The 18,302-nt window shown below is 60.9% G+C and carries 18 protein-coding genes and 2 pseudogenes; 9 read left to right on the plus strand and 11 right to left on the minus strand.

The annotated features are described in order from the left end of the window. Positions 1–34 precede the first annotated feature (34 nt). The 8 genes from B3I26_RS26620 to B3I26_RS26655 form a co-directional block, all read right to left on the minus strand. Positions 35–457, minus strand: a complete 423-nt coding sequence (locus tag B3I26_RS26620; protein ID WP_296262319.1) for a RidA family protein — start codon at positions 455–457, stop codon at positions 35–37. A gap of 69 nt (positions 458–526) precedes the next feature. Continuing rightward, positions 527–1,492: an agmatinase gene (locus B3I26_RS26625; RefSeq protein ID WP_296262320.1), complete on the minus strand. Its 966-nt coding sequence runs from the start codon at positions 1,490–1,492 to the stop codon at positions 527–529. 55 nt (positions 1,493–1,547) lie between these two features. Next, on the minus strand, positions 1,548–2,315 hold the full coding sequence (locus B3I26_RS26630) for an amino acid ABC transporter ATP-binding protein (protein WP_296262322.1): 768 nt from the start codon (positions 2,313–2,315) through the stop codon (positions 1,548–1,550). A gap of 12 nt (positions 2,316–2,327) precedes the next feature. Then, complete coding sequence (locus B3I26_RS26635; protein WP_296262323.1) at positions 2,328–2,972, minus strand: amino acid ABC transporter permease; 645 nt, start codon at positions 2,970–2,972, stop codon at positions 2,328–2,330. Positions 2,973–2,981: 9 nt separating this feature from the next. Then, positions 2,982–3,638, minus strand: coding sequence for an amino acid ABC transporter permease (locus tag B3I26_RS26640; RefSeq protein ID WP_296262325.1), 657 nt, complete (start codon positions 3,636–3,638; stop codon positions 2,982–2,984). Further along, positions 3,635–5,023, minus strand: a complete 1,389-nt coding sequence (locus tag B3I26_RS26645; RefSeq protein WP_296262326.1) for an MmgE/PrpD family protein — start codon at positions 5,021–5,023, stop codon at positions 3,635–3,637. The genes B3I26_RS26640 and B3I26_RS26645 overlap by 4 nt, the downstream gene beginning before the upstream one ends. Before the next feature lie 2 nt (positions 5,024–5,025). Next, complete coding sequence (locus B3I26_RS26650) at positions 5,026–5,838, minus strand: transporter substrate-binding domain-containing protein (protein ID WP_296262327.1); 813 nt, start codon at positions 5,836–5,838, stop codon at positions 5,026–5,028. 59 nt (positions 5,839–5,897) lie between these two features. Continuing rightward, positions 5,898–6,773: a MurR/RpiR family transcriptional regulator gene (locus B3I26_RS26655; protein ID WP_296262328.1), complete on the minus strand. Its 876-nt coding sequence runs from the start codon at positions 6,771–6,773 to the stop codon at positions 5,898–5,900. Positions 6,774–7,393: 620 nt separating this feature from the next. Here B3I26_RS26655 and B3I26_RS26660 point away from each other — a divergent pair. Genes B3I26_RS26660 through B3I26_RS26670 form a run of 3 tightly spaced genes read left to right on the plus strand, consistent with a single transcriptional unit; the run spans position 7,394 to position 9,565 of the window. Beyond that, complete coding sequence (locus B3I26_RS26660) at positions 7,394–7,699, plus strand: hypothetical protein (RefSeq protein WP_296262329.1); 306 nt, start codon at positions 7,394–7,396, stop codon at positions 7,697–7,699. Between the two features lie 24 nt (positions 7,700–7,723). After that, positions 7,724–9,148, plus strand: coding sequence for an ATPase domain-containing protein (locus tag B3I26_RS26665; RefSeq protein ID WP_296262330.1), 1,425 nt, complete (start codon positions 7,724–7,726; stop codon positions 9,146–9,148). A 48-nt stretch (positions 9,149–9,196) separates the two neighbouring features. After that, a complete protein-coding gene (locus tag B3I26_RS26670; protein ID WP_296262331.1) occupies positions 9,197–9,565 on the plus strand; it encodes a response regulator in 369 nt (122 codons plus the stop codon). 79 nt (positions 9,566–9,644) lie between these two features. On the opposite strand, the gene B3I26_RS26675 is transcribed toward B3I26_RS26670, so the two are convergent. Then, complete coding sequence (locus B3I26_RS26675; protein ID WP_296262332.1) at positions 9,645–10,217, minus strand: LuxR C-terminal-related transcriptional regulator; 573 nt, start codon at positions 10,215–10,217, stop codon at positions 9,645–9,647. A 144-nt stretch (positions 10,218–10,361) separates the two neighbouring features. Between B3I26_RS26675 and B3I26_RS26680 the strand changes: the two genes are divergently transcribed. The 3 genes from B3I26_RS26680 (at position 10,362) to B3I26_RS26690 (ending at position 14,518) form a co-directional block, all read left to right on the plus strand. Then, a complete protein-coding gene (locus B3I26_RS26680; RefSeq protein ID WP_296262333.1) occupies positions 10,362–11,540 on the plus strand; it encodes a thiolase domain-containing protein in 1,179 nt (392 codons plus the stop codon). Positions 11,541–11,542: 2 nt separating this feature from the next. Beyond that, a complete protein-coding gene (locus B3I26_RS26685; RefSeq protein ID WP_296262335.1) occupies positions 11,543–13,084 on the plus strand; it encodes a class I adenylate-forming enzyme family protein in 1,542 nt (513 codons plus the stop codon). 72 nt (positions 13,085–13,156) lie between these two features. Beyond that, positions 13,157–14,518, plus strand: a complete 1,362-nt coding sequence (locus tag B3I26_RS26690; protein WP_296262336.1) for an MFS transporter — start codon at positions 13,157–13,159, stop codon at positions 14,516–14,518. 88 nt (positions 14,519–14,606) lie between these two features. On the opposite strand, the gene B3I26_RS26695 is transcribed toward B3I26_RS26690, so the two are convergent. Both B3I26_RS26695 and B3I26_RS26700 read right to left on the minus strand, forming a co-directional pair. Continuing rightward, complete coding sequence (locus B3I26_RS26695) at positions 14,607–16,172, minus strand: methyl-accepting chemotaxis protein (RefSeq protein ID WP_296262338.1); 1,566 nt, start codon at positions 16,170–16,172, stop codon at positions 14,607–14,609. A gap of 132 nt (positions 16,173–16,304) precedes the next feature. Continuing rightward, positions 16,305–16,541 (minus strand): hypothetical protein, encoded by a 237-nt coding sequence (locus B3I26_RS26700; RefSeq protein ID WP_296262339.1) that lies wholly within the window; start codon positions 16,539–16,541, stop codon positions 16,305–16,307. Between the two features lie 349 nt (positions 16,542–16,890). On the opposite strand from B3I26_RS26700, the gene B3I26_RS26705 reads away from it, so the two are divergent. The 3 genes and pseudogenes from B3I26_RS26705 to B3I26_RS29010 form a co-directional block, all read left to right on the plus strand. Further along, on the plus strand, positions 16,891–17,439 hold the full coding sequence (locus tag B3I26_RS26705; RefSeq protein WP_296262340.1) for a cupin domain-containing protein: 549 nt from the start codon (positions 16,891–16,893) through the stop codon (positions 17,437–17,439). 234 nt (positions 17,440–17,673) lie between these two features. Then, positions 17,674–17,930: pseudogene (locus B3I26_RS26710) on the plus strand (RNA polymerase subunit sigma); the annotation flags it as partial. Beyond that, a pseudogene (locus B3I26_RS29010) lies at positions 17,927–18,139 on the plus strand (hypothetical protein); the annotation flags it as partial. The pseudogenes B3I26_RS26710 and B3I26_RS29010, both read left to right, overlap by 4 nt. Positions 18,140–18,302: the final 163 nt, after the last annotated feature.

Here is an 18,302-nt window from a genome sequence, read left to right on the forward strand (position 1 = left end):
CTCTGGAGGCGTGCGACAGTGGCGAATGGGTGGGTCAGGCCAGACCTTCGTCAGGGATCACCGCAATCACATCGATCTCCATCAACCATTGAGGCTGCCCTAACGCTGCTACGACCAGGCCCGTGGAGATCGGGAAGACGCCTTTGAGCCATTTCCCCACTTCACGGTAGACCTCTTCGCGGTAGCGAGGGTCGATCAGGTAGATGGTGATCTTGACGATGTCCTGCAATTGGCTGCCAGCTTCCTCCAGCAGTTGTTTGACATTCTTCATGGCTTGCTCGGCCTGTGCCCGGGCGTCGCCGAGGCCGATCAGGTTGCCATCGAAGTCAGTGCCCAGTTGGCCGCGTACGTAAACGGTGTTGCCGGCGCGGACCGCCTGGCACAAATCGTTGTCCAGCGACTGGTTGGGGTAGGTGTCCTTGGTGTTGAACATTCTGATGCGGGTATGAGTCGGCATAATCGTGACCTGAATATCTAATGAGGCAAGCGCCGTCCGTGGCGCGGGTTCGGGAGCCGGTGAGGGCGTTTACAAGGGCGGGGCGTCGAAGTAGTCCGCGCGCACGGCGGCGCCGATCAGGTTGACGATCAGCCGCCCTGCAGTGATGCAGCTGATGTTGTTGACGTCGATGGACGGGGTGATTTCGACGATGTCCATGCCCACCACCTTGCCTTTCTTCACCAGGCCGTGAATCAACTGGCGAATCTGCACATAGGTAATGCCGCCCAGCGCCGGGCCCGCCACCCCCGGCATGATCGAAGGATCAAGGCCGTCGGCGTCGATGGTCAGGTAGAAGTTGCCGCCCTCGGGGATCTGGTCGAGCACCGATTGCATGCCGTTGTCGTGTACATCGTAGGCAGTGATCAGGTGCGCGCCGTAATCCACTGCTGCCTGGAAATCCGCTGGACGACCGCTGCCTTGAGCACGCAGGCCGATCTGGAATATCTCGCCGATATGCTCCATTTCCGAAGCACGGCGGATAGGACTGGACAGACCATCGCGAACGCCGTTGATCTCGTCGCGCCAGTCCAGGTGTGCGTCGATATGAATCAGTGTGATCGGGCCGCGCCCTGCGTAAGCGCGCAGCACGGGGATCGGGATGCTGTGATCGCCGCCAAGGATCACCGGCAGCGCGCCGGCATCGAGAATCTTGCGCACCGCTTGTTCGGCTCGCAGGCTGGTGCCGTTCAGGTCGCTCGGGTCAGCGGGCACGTTGCCGCAGTCCACCACCTTCAGCGCGCGGTTGTCGTAAATCGGTCCGCCGACGTCGAAATCGTAGTGGTGCAGGGCGCGACAGATCCGGTCGCTCATGGCGCGGATGGCGTCTGGCGCCTTGCTCTGGTCGTTGCTGATGTGCTCGGCGACATAGGCCTTGCCGTAGGGGATGCCGAGGATGGCAACGTGAGCGTCGAGCTGATCGAGGTCGGTACAGATGGGCGACCACAGAAAGCTCTGGTGCTTTTTCGACGGGGCAACGGTCAACGGGAAATCCATGAGTGTCTCCTGAGTAGGTAAGGTTCACGCGCGGCGCGAGCGGCCGGTCACGCGGTCAGTGATCCAGAGAAAGAAAGCGTCGCAGCTCGACGGTCTGCGGGTTGTCGAAAAGTGCTTGCGGCGGGCCTGATTCGTGGACCTGACCCTGATGCATGAAGATCACCCGGTCGCTGACGCGCCTGGCGAAGGCCATCTCATGGGTGACCATGATCAGCGTCATGCCTTCGGCCGCCAGGCCCTCGACCACCTGCAGCACTTCGCCCACCAGCTCGGGGTCCAGCGCCGAGGTGATCTCGTCGCACAGCAGCACTTGCGGGTTCATCGCCAGCGAGCGGGCAATCGCCACACGCTGTTGTTGACCGCCGGATAGCTGGTCGGGGAAATAGTCGAAGCGTTCGGCCAGGCCGACTCTCGCCAGCAGCTTACGCGCCTGACGTTCGGCGTCGACGCCGGAGGTTTTTTGCACCAGGCGCGGGGCGAGCATGACGTTCTGCCCGGCCGTCAGGTGCGGGAACAGGTTGAAGCCCTGGAAGATCATCCCGACGTTCTGCCGCAGCTCGCGCAGGGCCTGGCGGTTGTCGGGGCGAATCGGCTGGCCATCGACGTTGACCGAGCCGTCCTGGAACCGTTCCAGGCCGTTGAGGCATCGCAACAGGGTGCTCTTGCCCGAACCACTCTTGCCGATGATGCAAACCACTTCCTTGCGCGCGATCTGCAGGTTCACGCCCTTGAGCACTTCGTTGTCGCCGAAGCGTTTGCGCAGGCCGCGTATGTCGACCAGGGCGAAGGCTGCCCGGGCGTCGTTCTGATGTGGCTGAGTCATGTGCGAAGGCCCTTATCGGCGAAGTGTGTGTTCAAGGCGGCGGCTGTACAGCGACAGCGGAAAGCACAGGGCGAAGTACATCAGCGCCACCGAGCCGTAGATCAAAAACGGCTGAAAGGTCGCGTTGGTAATGATTTGCCCGGCACGGGTCATTTCCACGAAGCCGATGACCGAGGTCAGCGCCGTGGCCTTGACCACCTGCACCATGAATCCCACGGTCGGCGCGATGCCGGCGCGCAAGGCTTGAGGCACGATGACGTAGCGCAGTTGCTCGCCGAAGCTCAGGGCCAGGCTGCTGGCCGCTTCCCACTGGCCGTGGTCGATGGACTCGAGGCTTCCGCGCCAGATTTCGCTCAGATAAGCGCTGGCGTAGAGCGTCAGGCAAATCGATGCGGCCACCAGTGCGGTGGTCTCGATGCCGAACATCGACAGGCCGAAATACACCAGAAACAGTTGCAACAGCAGCGGCGTGCCCTGAAACAGTTGCACGTAGAGCATGATCAACCGGCGCAGCATGCGCGTGCCGGTCAGCCGCAATAGCACCAGCAAACCGCCGACCAACCCACCGCCGATGAACGCGATCAACGACAGGCCGACGGTCCAGCGCGCCGCCAGCAGCAGGTTGCGCGCGATGTCCCACAAGGTGAACTCGTACATGGCTGAACCTCAGCGACCGAAGATAAAGCGCGGGCCGACCCAGTTCAGCAGGCGGCGCAGGGCAATGGAGAGCAGCAGGTATATTGTCGCGGCGACGATGTAGGTCTCGAAATTGCGAAACGAATTGCTGGCGATCTGGTTGGCCGCGTAAGACAGCTCTTCAGCCGAAATCTGGCTGCACACCGCCGAGCCGAGCATGATGATCACCATCTGCCCGACCAACGCCGGCCATACGCGTTTGAGCGCCGGCGGCAGGATCACCCGGGTGAAGATCTGCCAGCGATCCAGCGCCAGGCTCTCGGCAGCTTCGATCTGGCCGTGGGGAGTGGCCTCGATGCCGGAGCGGGCGATTTCGCTGACGTAGGCACCCAGGTTAACCACGTTGGCCAGAATGGCGGCGGTCAACGCGGTCATCTTCAGGCCCAGCCCCGGCAGACCGAAGAAGATGAAGAACAGCTGGATGATGAATGGCGTGTTGCGGATCAGCTCCACGTAGGTGCCCACCGACCATCGCGCCCACCGCGGACCCTTGCTGCGAATGACGCCGCAGGCAATGCCCAGCACCGTGCCGAACAGCGCCGCCACCAGGGTCAGCAATACGGTTAGCAGCAGGCCGTCGAGCAGCAGCGGCCATTGCTTGAGTACCACGGAAAAATCGAGGGTCATGATTCGGTCGTATCCACGGTGAGTGCTTCGCAGGTAAGCAGGCTGCGCACCTGCGCAAGCTGTTCCAGACGCAGCAGGTCATCGAACAGGCGCTGCGCCCGCAAAACAGGCAAGACCTGGCTGGCGCAGTGCATGAATTTGTCGTGCAGCTGTGCTCCGGACAGCGGCCTGGCAGCAGAGCCCAGCGGCATGGCGCAGAAGCGCTCGACACTGCTGCCGTCGCGGCGCACGACCCTGACCCAGGCGCCTTCGGGGGCCGTTTCAAGCAACGCCGGTTGCCAGCGCTCGCTGCTGCACATGCGCACGCTGCGCATCAGTTGCTGCAGATCAGCGCGGGCGAGCACGTCCGGGTCAAGTGAAGCGAGCGTGATGTCGCCCAACAGTGCCGTGCCGCCCAGGGCGAAGGGCATGCTGAACTGCGCCTGTTGGCGTGTTACAGGGGTGTCATGGATCAGATTCTGGATCACGATCGGTGGCACATCGCAGACGATTTCGCCGATATCGGCCACGTTGATATCGCCAGCGGCGAACATCTCGCGCAGGGCATCGACCGCTGCGTGTGCAGACAGGCACACGGGCACGCGCTTGATATCGACGCCGGGCATGATCAGGCTCCAGCGGCTGCCCAGGGTGAGCGAAGGCTTGAGCAGCCCGCCATTGAACATCGCTGCCAGGCCTTGCTCATGCTCGACCACTGACTGCGGCCCACTGCTGCCGTGAGCGGCCAGCCACGCGGCAATGACACCGGCCTCGCTGCTGCGGCCGGCCAGTAGCATCTTGGCGTCGCTGCCGAAACCGGCCTTCATGCCACCGGTGCCGCAAAGGGCGATGCCCAGTGCAGCTGCGGTCTGTTCCGCATTCAGGCCCAAGGCGTGACTGGCGGCAGCGCAGGCGCCGACGACGCCAAGCACACCGGTGGTCCACCAGCCGCGATCGTAGACCTGCCGGGTTAACGCTTTTGCCAGCGCGTATTCGCATTCGGCACCGACGACGAACGCGGCAAGCAGCTGCGCGCCGCTCAGATCGCGCATCTGTGCCACCGCCAGCGCGGCAGGCATGATCAACGCTGAACCGTGGACGAAGCCGGGATAGCAGTTGTCATCGAAATCCAGCGCATGCGCCGCAGTGGCATTGACGAAAGCCGCAGCCGAGGCGGACAGGCCATGACGCTGGCCGAGCACTGCAGCATCGCCTTTCGCGGCACACAGACCGGCCACCGTACGCGCCTGCTCAGCCACGTTGCTGTGGCTGCCCGCCAGCGCGACACCCAGGGTGTCGATCAGGCAACGCTTGGCGGCGTCCTGCACCGCTGGCGGGATGTCCGCCAGTTGCAGGCCCGCACTCCAGCGCGCCATCGTGACCAGGAAGGGGGTCAGGTTACTCATGTTTATTCCGGAAGCTCGCCTGCCGGGGCGCCCAGCCATTTTTGCGAAATCGCATCCAGCGTGCCGTCAGCCTTGGCCTGGCGAATGATCTCGTTGACCTTGTTGCGCAGCTCAGGCTCGGCCTTGTTCATGCCGATGTAATTGGGCGCGTTGGACAGCACCACCTTGAGCGCAATGTCCATGTTCGGGTTTTTCTGCTTTAGCGCAGCAGCCACGGTGGTGCCGATGGCGACCATCTGCGTCTGGCCGGACAGAAACGCCGATATGCTGCTGTTGTTGTCTTCGAAGCGTTTGGTGATCGCCTCGGGCGCCATGTCGGTCAGCTCGCGATCCTGCATCGAACCACGGGTCACCGAAACGGTCTTGCCGGCCATTTCGGCCATGGTTTTGACGGGCAGATCGGTTTTGCCGAACACCGCATCGAAGAACGGTGAATAGGCGATGCTGTAGTCGATGACCTTCTCGCGCTCAGGCGTCTTGCCCAGGGAAGAAATGGTGAAGTCGGCCTTGCCGGACTGAATGTAGGCCACCCGGTTCGGGGCGGTCACCGGCACCAGTTGCAGCTTCACGCCCAACTGCCTGGCCATCAGGTTAGCGACGTCGATGTCCAGCCCTTGCGGCACCATGTCCGGTCCGACATAGCCGTAGGGCGGGTAGTCCACGGGCACGGCGACGCGCAGCTGCTTGCTTTTGAGGATGTGGTCGAGCGCTTCACCAGCCTGGCTGACGCTGCAGCAGAGCAGGGCGCTGAGCCCCGCAAACAGGCCCGCGACGAGAAGGGTTTTGCGCAACGGCTTGCACGATCTGGTTTTCATCAGGACGCTCCGGTAGATGAATGATTCGAAACAGCTGTAAAGGCAGGCGTTGAAAGGGTTCAGCCCAGGTCCCACCACTCGCCCAGGGCGAGCAGTTTTTCTTCGGTGTGGGTGACCGAGGCTTCTATGTCCTGGGTGGAGGCGGCCGACATCAACGCCACCAGCATCTCGCTGACCAGCATGGCCGGGACGATGGTGTCGTAGAACGACGGGGTCTGGTTTTTCACGATGATGCTCTCGGCCGCCAGCCTCGCGGTGGGTGAGGTCAGGCTGTCGGTGATGGTGATGATGCGCACGCCTTGCTGATGCAGATAGTTGGTCAGGGTGATCAACCGGCGGGAGTAGCGCGGCAGGCTGCACACCAGTGCGACATCCTTGGGCGTGGTCTGGTTGATGATCGACATGACACCGCTTTCGCCGGCGCCTTCGACCAGCCTCACGTTCCTGGCGAAATAGGACGCCACATGGGAAAACTGGAAGGCCACGCCGAACGAGGAACGCATGCCCAGGCAATACACCTGGCGTGCCCCGGCGAGCAGGGCCACGGCGCGGGAGATGGCGCGCAGGTTGTCGTTGCTGCACATCGACTGGATCTGCTCGATGGCGTTGTTGGCCATGTCCTGAATCACCCGCTGCTCGCCGACCCGTTGCTTGAGTTCCACCAGATCGTGAGCACGGGAGCCGTAAGCGCTGTTCTGCCCGCGCAGCGAATCGATGAACAATTCACGCAACTGGTCATAGCCGGTCATGCCCAGGCGCTTGGCCAGGCGAGTCATGGTGGAGGGCGGGACATTGGCCAGGCGGGCGATGTCGCGCATCGACATCACGGCGATTTCGTGGGGGTTATCGAGAATGAAACTGGCGGCCGTGCGCTCCTGCCGAGGAAAGCGCTCGAACTGTTGCTTAAGCTGGCTGCAGAGCAAATCGCGATCCATTCGGCATATCACCTAAAAGCGAAGTTGCAGGTGAAATTGCAACGCTTGTGCCAAAAATATTCGAAATGATTCAATTGATTCATTCGCCGGACGTGGTCATTCGCCGCAGGTGGAAGGCTAAAGCGACCGGGATCGGCGCATTTCGGTTGCAATGATTCAAAAATAACCGGCAGTGGTTCAGTTGGGGCAGCCAGCGACGCGCATTTTCCGTCTAACCGTTGGTAACTACACAGGCAGCGCGTGCATCAGGCCGGTGCAGCGCACCCTCCCGGTGCGGGATCAGTCCTTCGCGCAATGCCCCGTTGCCTTCCTTGACCCTCGAGCCGGAGGTATTAAATGAAGGGCTGGAAATTCAGGAGCGCTGCCTGGCGGCTTGAGCTGATGGCAAGCTCGCCCAGCCCTGTAGCAATCAAGCTTGCGATCGCTAGCGATCTTGCAGGCTCTGCCGCCAGCAAGCCGCTTTGCCACAGGAACTGCGGTAGGGCAATGGCGAATGAGGCGCAAGGCCCGCCGGTGCTTCATCCGTTCGGAACTGACACGACCTGGCGCTCATCAAAAAAATGCACGTCCCTCGCTCGGCGCACTCCAACCTTGTGCATTCACCACAGGAGCCAGTGGCCATGAGCACGAAATCCCCGGCGGCCGATCAAGACCGCGTCAATCCGACCGACGATACACCCGAGTATCCCTTGTCGGCACCGATCAAACCCGATGACCCGATGACCCGGAGCGCCGCAGCGAGCAATCCAAAGCTGAAACCGATGGCTGTGTCGAAGAACAGGCAGGTTCCGTTCAGGCTTTGTAACCACAGTCCCTTTCCTCGTGCAGTTGCTAGCTATTCGTCACCGATGATGATTGTTCTTGGAATGCGCCGCCAAACGCGGAAGAATGCGCACTTTCGTCGTGCGCATCGCTCGCACCGCTGACGATCACTGGCGGAGGAAGTACATTTGAACCAGCTAAGACGCCTTCAGAGCGGAATTCAGGGGCTGGATCAGCTGCTGAAGGGCGGCTTTGTCGCCGGGTCTTCTTATATCATTCAGGGTCGCCCCGGCTCTGGCAAAACTATCCTGGCCAACCAGATCGGTTTCAATCACGCCCGTGACGGCGGCCGCGTACTGTTCGCCACATTGCTGGCCGAGCCTCATGAGCGGCTGTTCCAGTTTCTCTCGACCTTGAGCTTCTTCGACAAGGACAGGATCGGCGATCAGATCCAGTTCGTCAGCGCTTTCGACACCATGGAAAGCGACGGCCTGGACGAAGTGGTCAAGCTGCTGCGCCGCGAAATCGTGCGGCAGAAATCCACGGTGATGATTCTCGACGGCCTGCTGAACGCTCGCTCCAGGGCGGATTCGCCAATCAATACCAAGCGTTTCATCTCCGAATTGCAGGGGCATGCAGCATTCGCCGGTTGCACGGTATTCTTTCTCACCAGCTCACAGCTGGACGACGGTAGCCCGGAACATACGATGGTTGATGGCGTGATCGAACTGGGCGAAGAACTGGTAGGCACCAAGTCCGTGCGCCGCATCAAGATGCGCAAGACCCGTGGCAGCGGGGCGATTCCCGGCTCCCATGAGTGTGAGATCACCGACGACGGTCTGGTGGTTTATCCGCGGCTGGAAAGCACGGTCACCCACTCCTCGATGCGCGACAGCGATCAGCTCACCCTGGTCCCCAGCGGGCTTGCCGGGCTGGACCCGTTGATCGGTGGCGGTTTGGTGGCATCGTCCGTCACGTTGCTGATGGGGCCTTCGGGTGCTGGCAAAACGTCTACCGGTATCAGCTTTCTCGGTCAATCCAGCGTCGAGGAACCGGGGCTGCACTTCGGTTTCTACGAGTCGCCGCAGCGCCTGCGCATGAAGGCGGCGGCGCTGGGGGTAGACCTGGCGGGGCTCGAGCAGTCAGGCGCGCTGTCGATCATGTGGAACTCCAATACCACCGAGCTGATCGACAAGCTGGCGCTGAACCTGCTGCAGGTCGTCCAAGACAAGCGCATCAAGCGCGTATTTCTCGACAGCCTGGGTGGGATGTTTCGAGCCGCGGCGGACAAGACGCGCGTGCTTGACCTTTACGCCGCGCTCATGAGTGAGTTGCGCGCTCGCGGTGTTACGGTGGTTGCCACCTGGGAAGTGCGCGGTTTGCTGGGTGGAGAGGTCGATGCGCCTGCCCCTGATCTGTCGAGCATTGTCGACAACCTTTTGGTGCTGCGTTTCGTTCAGGAACCGGCTGAACTTAAACGCCAGCTGTCCATTCTTAAAGTAAGGGACAATCCCTACGATCCTGCTTCACTGGAACTTTTTTTCGGTGATCAGGGTGTTGACGTGAAAAAGGTTCATTTCCATGCCCTTGGTGATACCACCCACACGTATTGATCGCGGCCCAGATCGCGCTCCCGGCGGGTCGAGCGGACCTAGAGCGTCATGACCACGATATTGATCGTCGACGACGAATACCTGATTGCTGACGTGCTGAGCTTCGCGCTCGAGGACGAAGGTTATCTGACGGTGACCGCCGGTAGCGGGCAGCGTGCCTTGAGCATCCTGGAGCGGGAAAAGCCACAGCTGATCATCACCGACTATATGATGCCGGGGATGAACGGTATCGAGTTTGCCGAGGCCGTGCGCGCACACAAGTCGCTGCATTCGGTGCCTGTGTTGCTGATGAGCGGTGCCCAGGCGCACCTGGGCCTGGCACGGCCTGATCTGTTCGTGCAGGTGTTCGACAAGCCGTTTGACATCCACATGGTGGTAGAGACGGTGAAGTCCCTGCTCAAACCCGACGAGGCCTGAAACCACGGCATTGCGCATGCCTCAGATCGCCACTCTCCGTGCGAACCGCACTGGCGAGGTGGCTTTTCGTCTCGGCGATCTAGCGCAGAACGATGATCCTGGACACCAGCTCAGCGCTGTTTCTGGCCTGCAGTTTTTTCATTAGCCGGGCGCGGTGCACTTCGACCGTGCGATGGGAAATGCAGAGTTTGCGTGCGACCTCCTTGCAGGTCAGCCCGTTGACGATGTGCGCGGAGATCTCGCGCTCCCTTGGTGTCAGGTTGACGGTGGGTCGAAAGGTGCGGTCCATGCGCTCGAAATGCCAGACCATCAGTAGGAAGGGGTCGTCGGGGGTGAGGGTGTAGCCATTGGCGCGCGCCCAGAATACCTCGCCGCTACGGTGCTGCATGAAGCGTTCATCGCTATAAGCGCCGTTATGGGCATTGCGAAGCCAGCTCAGGCTGCGCTCACCGATGGCCTGGTAGTCGGCGCGTGAGGGGTAAAGCTTCAGAATCAGCTGCTCGGCAAGGTCGTGGCGCTCGTAGCCAAACAGGCTCAGGAAAGCTTCGTTGAAGTCCAGCATCCGACGATTGCCGGTGATCACATGGGGCGCCGGGGACACCTGGAATGCCAGTCGCTCGATATCCTTTAGTTGATCCGATTCGCGGTTCATCGTCCTTTCTCGCTGTTTACTTGTCCTAAGTGCAACCCAATATCGGTCGATCGACTACTCATCCATATACGTAGTTGTACGAACTGGCGTGCGTGGTTTGTCGTGGGCCATTGTAAGGAACGCCTGACCATAAGGAGAAATAAAATGGCCAATGACAGCGTATCCATCGTCGCCGCCGGTCACACCCGCTTTGGGCGTCTGGACAACATGACCCTTGAGGACCTGATCGTTCAGGTCAGCCGTCAGGCGCTGCAGGATGCCGCGATTGATGCCGCACAAATCGACGCGATTTTTCTCGGGCATTTCAATTCGGGCCTGGTTGCCGACGGTTTCCCCGCCTCGCTGGTGCTGCAGGCTGATCCCGCCCTGCGTTTCAAACCCGCGACCCGCTGCGAAAATGCCTGTGCATCCGGTTCTGCCGCAGTGCAGGCGGGTATCAATGCAATCCTGAGCGGGGCTGCCGAGCTGGTGCTGGTGGTTGGCGCGGAAAAGATGACGTCCAATTCCACGGCACAGGTCACCCAGGCACTCGCTGGCGCCGGTTACCAGCATGGCGCGGAAGAGGCCGGCTTGAGCTTTCCGCAGCTGTTCGGTATTGCTGCCGGGCATTATCAAAGCCGCTATCAAAGCCCGCTGTCGACCATGGCCGCCATCGCGGCGAAGAACCATGCCAACGCCATGAGCAACCCGCTGGCGCAGATGCACAAGGTGATGACCTTCGAGCATTGCAATAACGTTTCCGAGAGCAACCCCTTGATCGCCGCGCCCCTGCGATTGAGCGACTGCTCGCTGATCAGCGATGGTGCGGCGGCGATCGTCCTGGCATCGCCTAAACGCGCGCGGGAATTTCGTCGGGAGGTACTGATCCGCGGCACCTGCCAGGTCAACGATGTCCTGCCCATCGCGCAGCGCGACATTCTCGCGTTCGAAGGCCCGCAGCGGGCGATTCACACGGCGTTGCGTAAGTCGGGCACGACCCTGGCGGACATCGGTTTTGCCGAAGTGCATGATTGTTTCACCATCGCCGAGCTGTTGATCTACGAGGCCATGGGCCTTGCGCCAAAGGGCGAAGGGCATCGCGCCCTGGATGACGGTATCGTACAGGCGGGCGGGCGTCTGCCGGTGAATCTGTCGGGCGGCCTGAAGGCCAAGGGGCACCCGGTGGGCGCCACCGGGGTTTCGATGCATGCATTGGCATTTCATCAATTGACGGGTGATCCCATTGGCGTTGCAGCCCCTGCCGCCGAATTTGGATTGCTGTTTAATATGGGCGGTATGGCTGTGGCCAACTACGCCACCGTATTGCAAGCGCGCAGAGCCTGAGGATGAATATCGCCAACTGGTTGAATGAAGCGGCACACCGCTGGCCTGGACGCCCGGCGTTGCTGCGGGGCGATGTGGAAGTGGCCGACTACGCAGCGTTTGCCCGACGTGCCAGGCTGCGCGCGTTGCAGCTGCGCGATGAGTACGGCGTGGAAGCTGGCGACCGGGTGGCGCTGTTCATGAAGAACTGCTGCGAATACCTGGAGCTGTTTTACGCGATCTGGTGGATAGGTGCGGTGGCCGTGCCGATCAACTGCAAGCTGCACGCGAGCGAAGCCGGGTGGATCGCCGACAACGCGCAGGCACGGCTGATCTTCACCGATGACGGCAGCGTGTTCGCGGCCAGTGAATTGCCCCAGGAGTGCCGTGAACTGGCGGCGCTGGGCTCGTTCGACCTGGCCGCGCCAGAGGCTGATTCAACCGAGCTGGCCCATCCCGTGTCGCGAAACGCCGCTGATCTGGCCTGGTTGTTTTACACATCCGGCACCACTGGCCGTTCCAAGGGCGTCATGCTTTCCCATGGCAACCTGATGGCGATGTCGCTGTGCTACCCGCTGGATGTCGATCAGGTCAGCGCCGAGGATGCGGTGGTGTACGCAGCGCCCATGTCACATGGCGCCGGGCTGTACAACTTCATTCACGTGCGTTGCGGCGCACGGCATGTGGTGCCCGATTCTCGTGGGTTCAAGGCGGCCGAGTTGTTTGACCTCGCCCGCAGCCTCAAGCAGGTTTCCCTGTTTGCCGCGCCAACGATGGTCAAGCGCATGGTGGAAGAAGCAAGGCAACAACGGTATGCCGGAGAAGGCCTTAAGAGCGTTATCTACGGCGGAGCACCGATGTATGTTGCCGATCTGCGCGAGGCCGTGGAAGTGTTTGGCCCGCGTCTGATTCAGATCTACGGTCAGGGTGAAAGCCCGATGACCGTTACCGCGCTGAGCCGCGAGGCGATTGCCGACCGACAGAACCCCAAGTGGGCGCATTGGGTGGCGTCGGTGGGCATGGCGCAATCGTGCGTCGAGATCAAGGTCGTGGATACCGAGCGCAATGCCGTCGCCGAGGGTCACGTGGGAGAAATTGCCGTGCGCGGCGCAACGGTGATGCAAGGTTACTGGCGCAACGAAGCGGCAACGCGCGAGACCCTGGTAGATGGCTGGTTGTTCACTGGCGATATCGGCTATCTGGATAGCGATGGCTGCCTGACTCTGACCGATCGCTCAAAGGACGTGATCATTTCCGGGGGCAGCAACGTGTACCCCCGTGAAGTCGAGGAGGTACTCGCCACCCATCCAGGCGTGTTTGAAGTGTGTGTCGTCGGTCAGGCAGATGCTGAGTGGGGCGAGTCGGTGGTGGCCTTCGTGGTGGCGCGCGACCCGGCCAATGTGGATCAGAATGTCCTTAATAGCTGGTTCGTCTCACGGATGGCATCTTTCAAAAAACCGAAAAAGTACGTGTTCTGTGCCGAACTGCCAAAGAACAGCTACGGTAAGGTGCTCAAAACCGAGCTGCGCGCATGGCTGAAGGAGGGCGGCGCAACCCTCGCATGACTGAGCTGTACCGTGGCCGCAACCGTGGCGCATGGATGTTTTTTTGAATAACAAAAAGTAAGGGAATACAAAATGGCAACTCAACAGCACAATCCCGCTCGGCAGCGGCGCCGGGCTTTTATCGGGGCGATCTCTGGACACCTGATCGAATGGTATGACTATGGCGTCTACGGCTTCCTGGCGGTGTATATCGGCCAGGCGTTCTTCGTCTCCGACAACCCCACCACCAGCTTGCTCAGTAGCTTTGCAGCGTTTGCCCTGAGCTTCTTCATCCGGCCGTTAGGCGGGCTGTTCTTCGGACCGCTGGCCGACAGGATAGGCCGGCGCAAAACCCTGATTACCGTGTTGGTCATGATGGCCGGCTCGACGTTTTTGCTTGGCTTTCTGCCGACCTACGCGACCATTGGGCTGGCCGCTCCGGTGTTGCTGATCCTCATCCGCTGTCTACAGGGTTTTTCCGCGGGCGGAGAGATCGGCACCATTACCAGCTTTATCTCTGAATACGCAGGACCGGGTCGGCGCGGTTTTTCGACCTGCTGGTTGATGGTTACGGCGGTGTTGGGCCTGCTGTTGGGTGGCGCTGTTGCCAATGGCATGACCTGGGCGCTGGGGGCCGATGTGATGCAAGCCTGGGGCTGGCGCATTCCGTTCATGATTGCCGGTCCTCTGGGGCTGATTTCCATGTACATCCGTTTGCGGCTGGAGGACAGCCCGGAATTCCTTGCGCTGCAACGCGCGGGAGAAACCTCCAGGGCGCCGTTGCGAGAAGTCTGGCAGTGGAAGAGGGCGATTACACTGGTGTTCTTCATCATTACCCTGCACAGCTCGATTTTCTATCTGGTGCTCACTTTTGCATCGACCTACATGTCGCGCATTCTCAAATTCGACAGCGCCACCACGTTGTCCTATGTATTCATTGCCAGCCTGGCCGCTGCACTCGTCATGCCATTGGGCGGGGCGTTCACTGACCGTTACGGGCGTAAACCATTTCTGATGGTGGTCGGCGTGCTGGCGACATTAGCCATGTACTGGTTCTTCGATGCGGCCCCCACGGCAACCCCGGCCTCATTCTTCTGGCCGCTGATGGCGGTGGCGATTCTGTTCGGCCTGTACGCCTCATCAACCTACGCCACCATGAGCGAGCTGCTGCCGACGCGCATCCGTTCCACCGGGATTGCCGTGGCCTACAACATCCCTGTTGCTGTGTTCGGCGGCAGCGCGCCGCTGATCTCGACCTGGCTGATCCAGCAGACAGGCGATATCAGCTCGCCCTGGTATTTCTATATCGGCACAGGGGTGGTGTCGCTGATCGCATTGACGGTCTTGCGCAAGGAGGATTTCGTTGCTTGCACAAGCACGCCGCAGATGCCGGCGAGCCGAGGGGTTCGCGAGCCGGTTACCGCGCCTCAGACCGCACCGGGTCATCAGGTCTAGTGGGCGTGTAGCGATTGACGGTGCGGTGACAGGTCATAACGCCTTACCCCGTAGAGCGCGCTAGATGACAAGGCCCCGCGGCCAGGCTTCAGCGATTGAAGCGTTCCGCCAGGCTGTGAAGGTACTGCGCCATCTGCTCCAGTTCGCGACTGATGCTCGAACCCTGGCGGGCCTGCTCGGCGCTTTCATCGCATAGCTGGGCAATGCGTTGAATCTGCTGATTGATGCTTTCGGCAACATGGGTCTGTTGCTCAGAGGCTGCGGCCATTTGCTGGCTAGTACCGGTGATCCGCGACACCGCGTGGCTGATGCCGGTCAACGCCTGCTGGACGGCCTCGACGCTGGCCACGCTTTCCAGCGACATGGCTTGCCCGCGAGTGGCCGTGGCGACTGCGCGGCTGGCGCCTTCACGCAGGTCGCTGATGATGCCCTGAATCTGCTCGGTGGAGGTCTGGGTGCGTGAGGCCAGCGAACGCACCTCATCGGCCACCACGGCAAACCCGCGGCCTTGCTCCCCGGCCCGCGCTGCCTCAATGGCGGCATTAAGCGCCAGCAGGTTGGTTTGCTGGGCAATGGAGTCGATCACCTCGACCACGCTGCCGATCGATTGAGTCGCCTGCGCCAGTTCGCCGACTGCCTGACCGATTTGCGCCACCGAATCGGCCATGTGCCGAATCGCTGACAGGCTATCGTCCGCCAGGCCGCGACCTTGCTGCGCGAGGGTATCGGCCTCTAGGGCCGCCTGGGCAGTGTGTTGGACGTTATAGGCGCCCTGCTGAATGGTCGTCGCCATTTGCGTAATCGCGGTGGCCGACTGATCGGTTTCGCTGCGTTGCTGCTCCAGCGCCTGGGCCTGCAGCAGCGACAGACTGGCGGACTGACCGGCGCGCAGTTTGAGCCCTTCACCGGCATCCACCAAACGCGTCAGCGCGGTCTGCAACCTGGCCTCTTCACTGAGCAACGCCAGGTCCAGGCGCGCCTGTGGCCCCCGGTTGTCGCTGTAGGTCAGCGCAATCAGTGGGTCAGTAAAGGCTTTTGGGTGATCGTCGAGCAGCGCCTTGAGCGTCTGAGTCTGGCGCCATTCCAGCACCGCGCTCAGGCCGACCAAGGTCAAGAGCATCGCCACCAGCTCTGCATGATCGGGCAGCACGTAGTTGCCTACGCCCAGCACGGCTGCCGCAGCGAGCAACGGCAACTGCCGCGCCAAGTAATACCGCGCCGTGCTAATGAACGAGGCCGTCGTTTTGCCGGAGCGTATCCGCGCATATAAAACGTCAGCCCGCCGAACCTGATCCCGGCTGGGCAACGAACGTACCGACTCGAAGCCGGCAATCTTGCCCTCTTCATAGATAGGTGTGACGTAAGCGCTGACCCAATAAAAGTCGCCGTTTTTGCTGCGGTTCTTGACCACGCCCATCCACGGCTTGCCTTGCTTGAGGGTTGCCCACATATGGGCGAATACCGAAGGTGGCATGTCCGGGTGGCGAACGAGATTGTGCGGCTGGCCCAGGAGCTCGTCTCGTGTAAAACCGCTAATGGCCACGAAGGCGTCATTACAGTAAGTGATGCGGCTGTCCAGATCCGTGGTCGAAATCAGGCGTTCGTGGGAGGAGAAGGTTTTTTCCTGATGGGTGACCGGCGAATTCAAACGCATAAGTCCGTCTCATCCTTCACTGGCTGGGCTGGTGAGCTGCCAGTGCATGTGGCACAACAGTGTGTGGCGACGAACGAGCGGTACCCGGCATTGGGAATCCGTTCCCAAAACCGGACGCTACACTGCGCTTAATCAGTTGCCGTCTGCGACGTTGCGCTCGATCTCAGCCGTCTTACGTTGCAATTCTTCCACTTCCTGTTCTTTGGTACGAATGGAGGTCGGCGTGATCACCTCGTCCACCAGGCGGGTGTCGTTGTCACGGTCTTCGATGTCGCGCTGGACCACGTTTACTGGCTTGCCGGAAGCATCGGTGGCTTGCGCGTTGAACGGGCGGTTGGACGGTTCGGGGGTGCGGTGGTCATTGCTCATTGATGATTTCCTCGGATGACGTGTTCGTTGGATGTCAAGCCCGCGCACGAGTTCGAGGAATTTTGCGCCGCAGGATGCTGCTGAATGACGGGCATAAAAAAGCCCGCTGGGGAAGACGGGCTTAAAGAGGATCAAAAGGAGTAGGTGCAGGCTGAACGTTGCGACGTGAACATTTCGTGAAAACGGTTTTCTGAGTGATTCCCATTTATAAAATGGCGACGAACGGTCATCTAGGTGGGGGCAGCCAAACGTGCTCTAATCACCGCCTCTCAAACGGGGGAACGGTACACGCCGGCTGGCAAGCGCCTGCGGCAGGGTTCTGGATCCCTCACGCTTTTAAAGGGCTGTCATGGATACGGGGTCACGACTCAAGTTAGTGCGCGAAAGCTACAAGATGTCCCAGCGAGAGCTGGCCAGACGCAGCGGTGTCGCCAATGGCACGATCTCCCTGATTGAGTTGAATCGCGTCAGCCCTTCGGTCAGTTCCCTGAAAAAACTGCTGGAAGGGTTTCCCATGACCCTGGCTGATTTCTTTTCGTTCGACCAGCCTCCACAGGAACAGCGCTACGTGTTTCGCGCCGCAGAACAACCGGACCTGGGGCGCGACGGGCTGCGCCTGCTGCTGATCGGCGCATCGGTGTCGAGTCGACAAATGCGTATGCTGCGCGAGCAATACGCCCCTGGCGCCAGTTCCGGTGACGAACCCATTGTTCATGCTCAGGGCGAGGAGTGCGGGCTGGTGACGCGCGGCACCGTCGAGCTGACGGTGGATGGCCAGATCAGCATCCTTAACGCCGGCGACGGTTACTACTTCCCCACAACGCTACCTCACCGCTTCCGCAATATCGGGCAGGACGAAGCCGAGATCATCAGCGCCAATACCCCCGCCAATTTTTAAGCAGCGTGCCGATATGCCGCTCACTCCGCAGCACTGTGCATGGCCGATGGAGCCATTACGCGCTCGCCATCGACGGCACGCCGCAGTGCTGCAGGATCTGGTGGATTTCCCTCATTGACTGCGCCGAACCCGCTGGTGATCAATCATGTGCTGCGCTTAAAAGACCTTGGTTTCTGGATGTAGCACTCATTAGAATCAGTCTCATCTGTGACATCCCGCCCAAGCCTCTTCCACATGACCGACGCAGCGACGCCTTCGCCGCCCCCTTTGCGTGCTCTTTATCGCGACCACCATGACTGGCGGAAGCTGGCTGCGCAGGCACATGGGCGATGCCTGGGATGCGGCGAACTTTTAGTCACGACACGTTCTTGCGCGTCATTTCCAGCTCACAACAAATTGTCGATCTGTGGGAGCCGCGGGCTTGCCTGTTAACGATAGGCAAGCCTTTGCTGAGCAATTTCTACGCCCGGCAAAGCCTTGAGCAGGCCTGGAGGGCTTGAGCCCGGGCAAGATCGCCCCGTCGACTTCGGTCAACGAGGATGAGATTTTCCCGCCGTTCATCAGTCGTCAGGTCGAGGTCGGTGCCAAGCACGATCTGGGCGCGTTCGCGCTGACGGCTGCGGCGTTTCGGATCAAGCGGCCCGCGTATGAAACCAATGCCATGTGGCGGTTTTCCGGGCCCGATAATGATCGTTCCCACGCTCCGCGTTGGAACGCATTTTCTGACGCTTTGCGTCAGGCAAACAGCGGACGCGGAGCGTCCAGACCAGCGTTACCACGCGGAGCGTGGGAACCATCACAAGGTCAAGGTCAAGGTTCAGGGCGAGCTTTGGCGTTGTGACGTGATCGTTCCCACGCTCTGC

The organism is Pseudomonas sp. UBA5706 (assembly GCF_002419965.1).
Classification (GTDB): domain Bacteria; phylum Pseudomonadota; class Gammaproteobacteria; order Pseudomonadales; family Pseudomonadaceae; genus Aquipseudomonas.

What these genes read in the sequence shown, in the direction of transcription:
- B3I26_RS26620 (WP_296262319.1), bottom strand. Translation starts at nt 457, where the DNA reads ATGCCGACTCATACCCGCATCAGAATGTTCAACACCAAGGACACCTAC.
- B3I26_RS26625 (WP_296262320.1), bottom strand. Translation starts at nt 1,492, where the DNA reads ATGGATTTCCCGTTGACCGTTGCCCCGTCGAAAAAGCACCAGAGCTTT.
- B3I26_RS26630 (WP_296262322.1), bottom strand. Translation starts at nt 2,315, where the DNA reads ATGACTCAGCCACATCAGAACGACGCCCGGGCAGCCTTCGCCCTGGTC.
- B3I26_RS26635 (WP_296262323.1), bottom strand. Translation starts at nt 2,972, where the DNA reads ATGTACGAGTTCACCTTGTGGGACATCGCGCGCAACCTGCTGCTGGCG.
- B3I26_RS26640 (WP_296262325.1), bottom strand. Translation starts at nt 3,638, where the DNA reads ATGACCCTCGATTTTTCCGTGGTACTCAAGCAATGGCCGCTGCTGCTC.
- B3I26_RS26645 (WP_296262326.1), bottom strand. Translation starts at nt 5,023, where the DNA reads ATGAGTAACCTGACCCCCTTCCTGGTCACGATGGCGCGCTGGAGTGCG.
- B3I26_RS26650 (WP_296262327.1), bottom strand. Translation starts at nt 5,838, where the DNA reads ATGAAAACCAGATCGTGCAAGCCGTTGCGCAAAACCCTTCTCGTCGCG.
- B3I26_RS26655 (WP_296262328.1), bottom strand. Translation starts at nt 6,773, where the DNA reads ATGGATCGCGATTTGCTCTGCAGCCAGCTTAAGCAACAGTTCGAGCGC.
- B3I26_RS26660 (WP_296262329.1), top strand. Translation starts at nt 7,394, where the DNA reads ATGAGCACGAAATCCCCGGCGGCCGATCAAGACCGCGTCAATCCGACC.
- B3I26_RS26670 (WP_296262331.1), top strand. Translation starts at nt 9,197, where the DNA reads ATGACCACGATATTGATCGTCGACGACGAATACCTGATTGCTGACGTG.
- B3I26_RS26675 (WP_296262332.1), bottom strand. Translation starts at nt 10,217, where the DNA reads ATGAACCGCGAATCGGATCAACTAAAGGATATCGAGCGACTGGCATTC.
- B3I26_RS26680 (WP_296262333.1), top strand. Translation starts at nt 10,362, where the DNA reads ATGGCCAATGACAGCGTATCCATCGTCGCCGCCGGTCACACCCGCTTT.
- B3I26_RS26685 (WP_296262335.1), top strand. Translation starts at nt 11,543, where the DNA reads ATGAATATCGCCAACTGGTTGAATGAAGCGGCACACCGCTGGCCTGGA.
- B3I26_RS26690 (WP_296262336.1), top strand. Translation starts at nt 13,157, where the DNA reads ATGGCAACTCAACAGCACAATCCCGCTCGGCAGCGGCGCCGGGCTTTT.
- B3I26_RS26695 (WP_296262338.1), bottom strand. Translation starts at nt 16,172, where the DNA reads ATGCGTTTGAATTCGCCGGTCACCCATCAGGAAAAAACCTTCTCCTCC.
- B3I26_RS26700 (WP_296262339.1), bottom strand. Translation starts at nt 16,541, where the DNA reads ATGAGCAATGACCACCGCACCCCCGAACCGTCCAACCGCCCGTTCAAC.
- B3I26_RS26705 (WP_296262340.1), top strand. Translation starts at nt 16,891, where the DNA reads ATGGATACGGGGTCACGACTCAAGTTAGTGCGCGAAAGCTACAAGATG.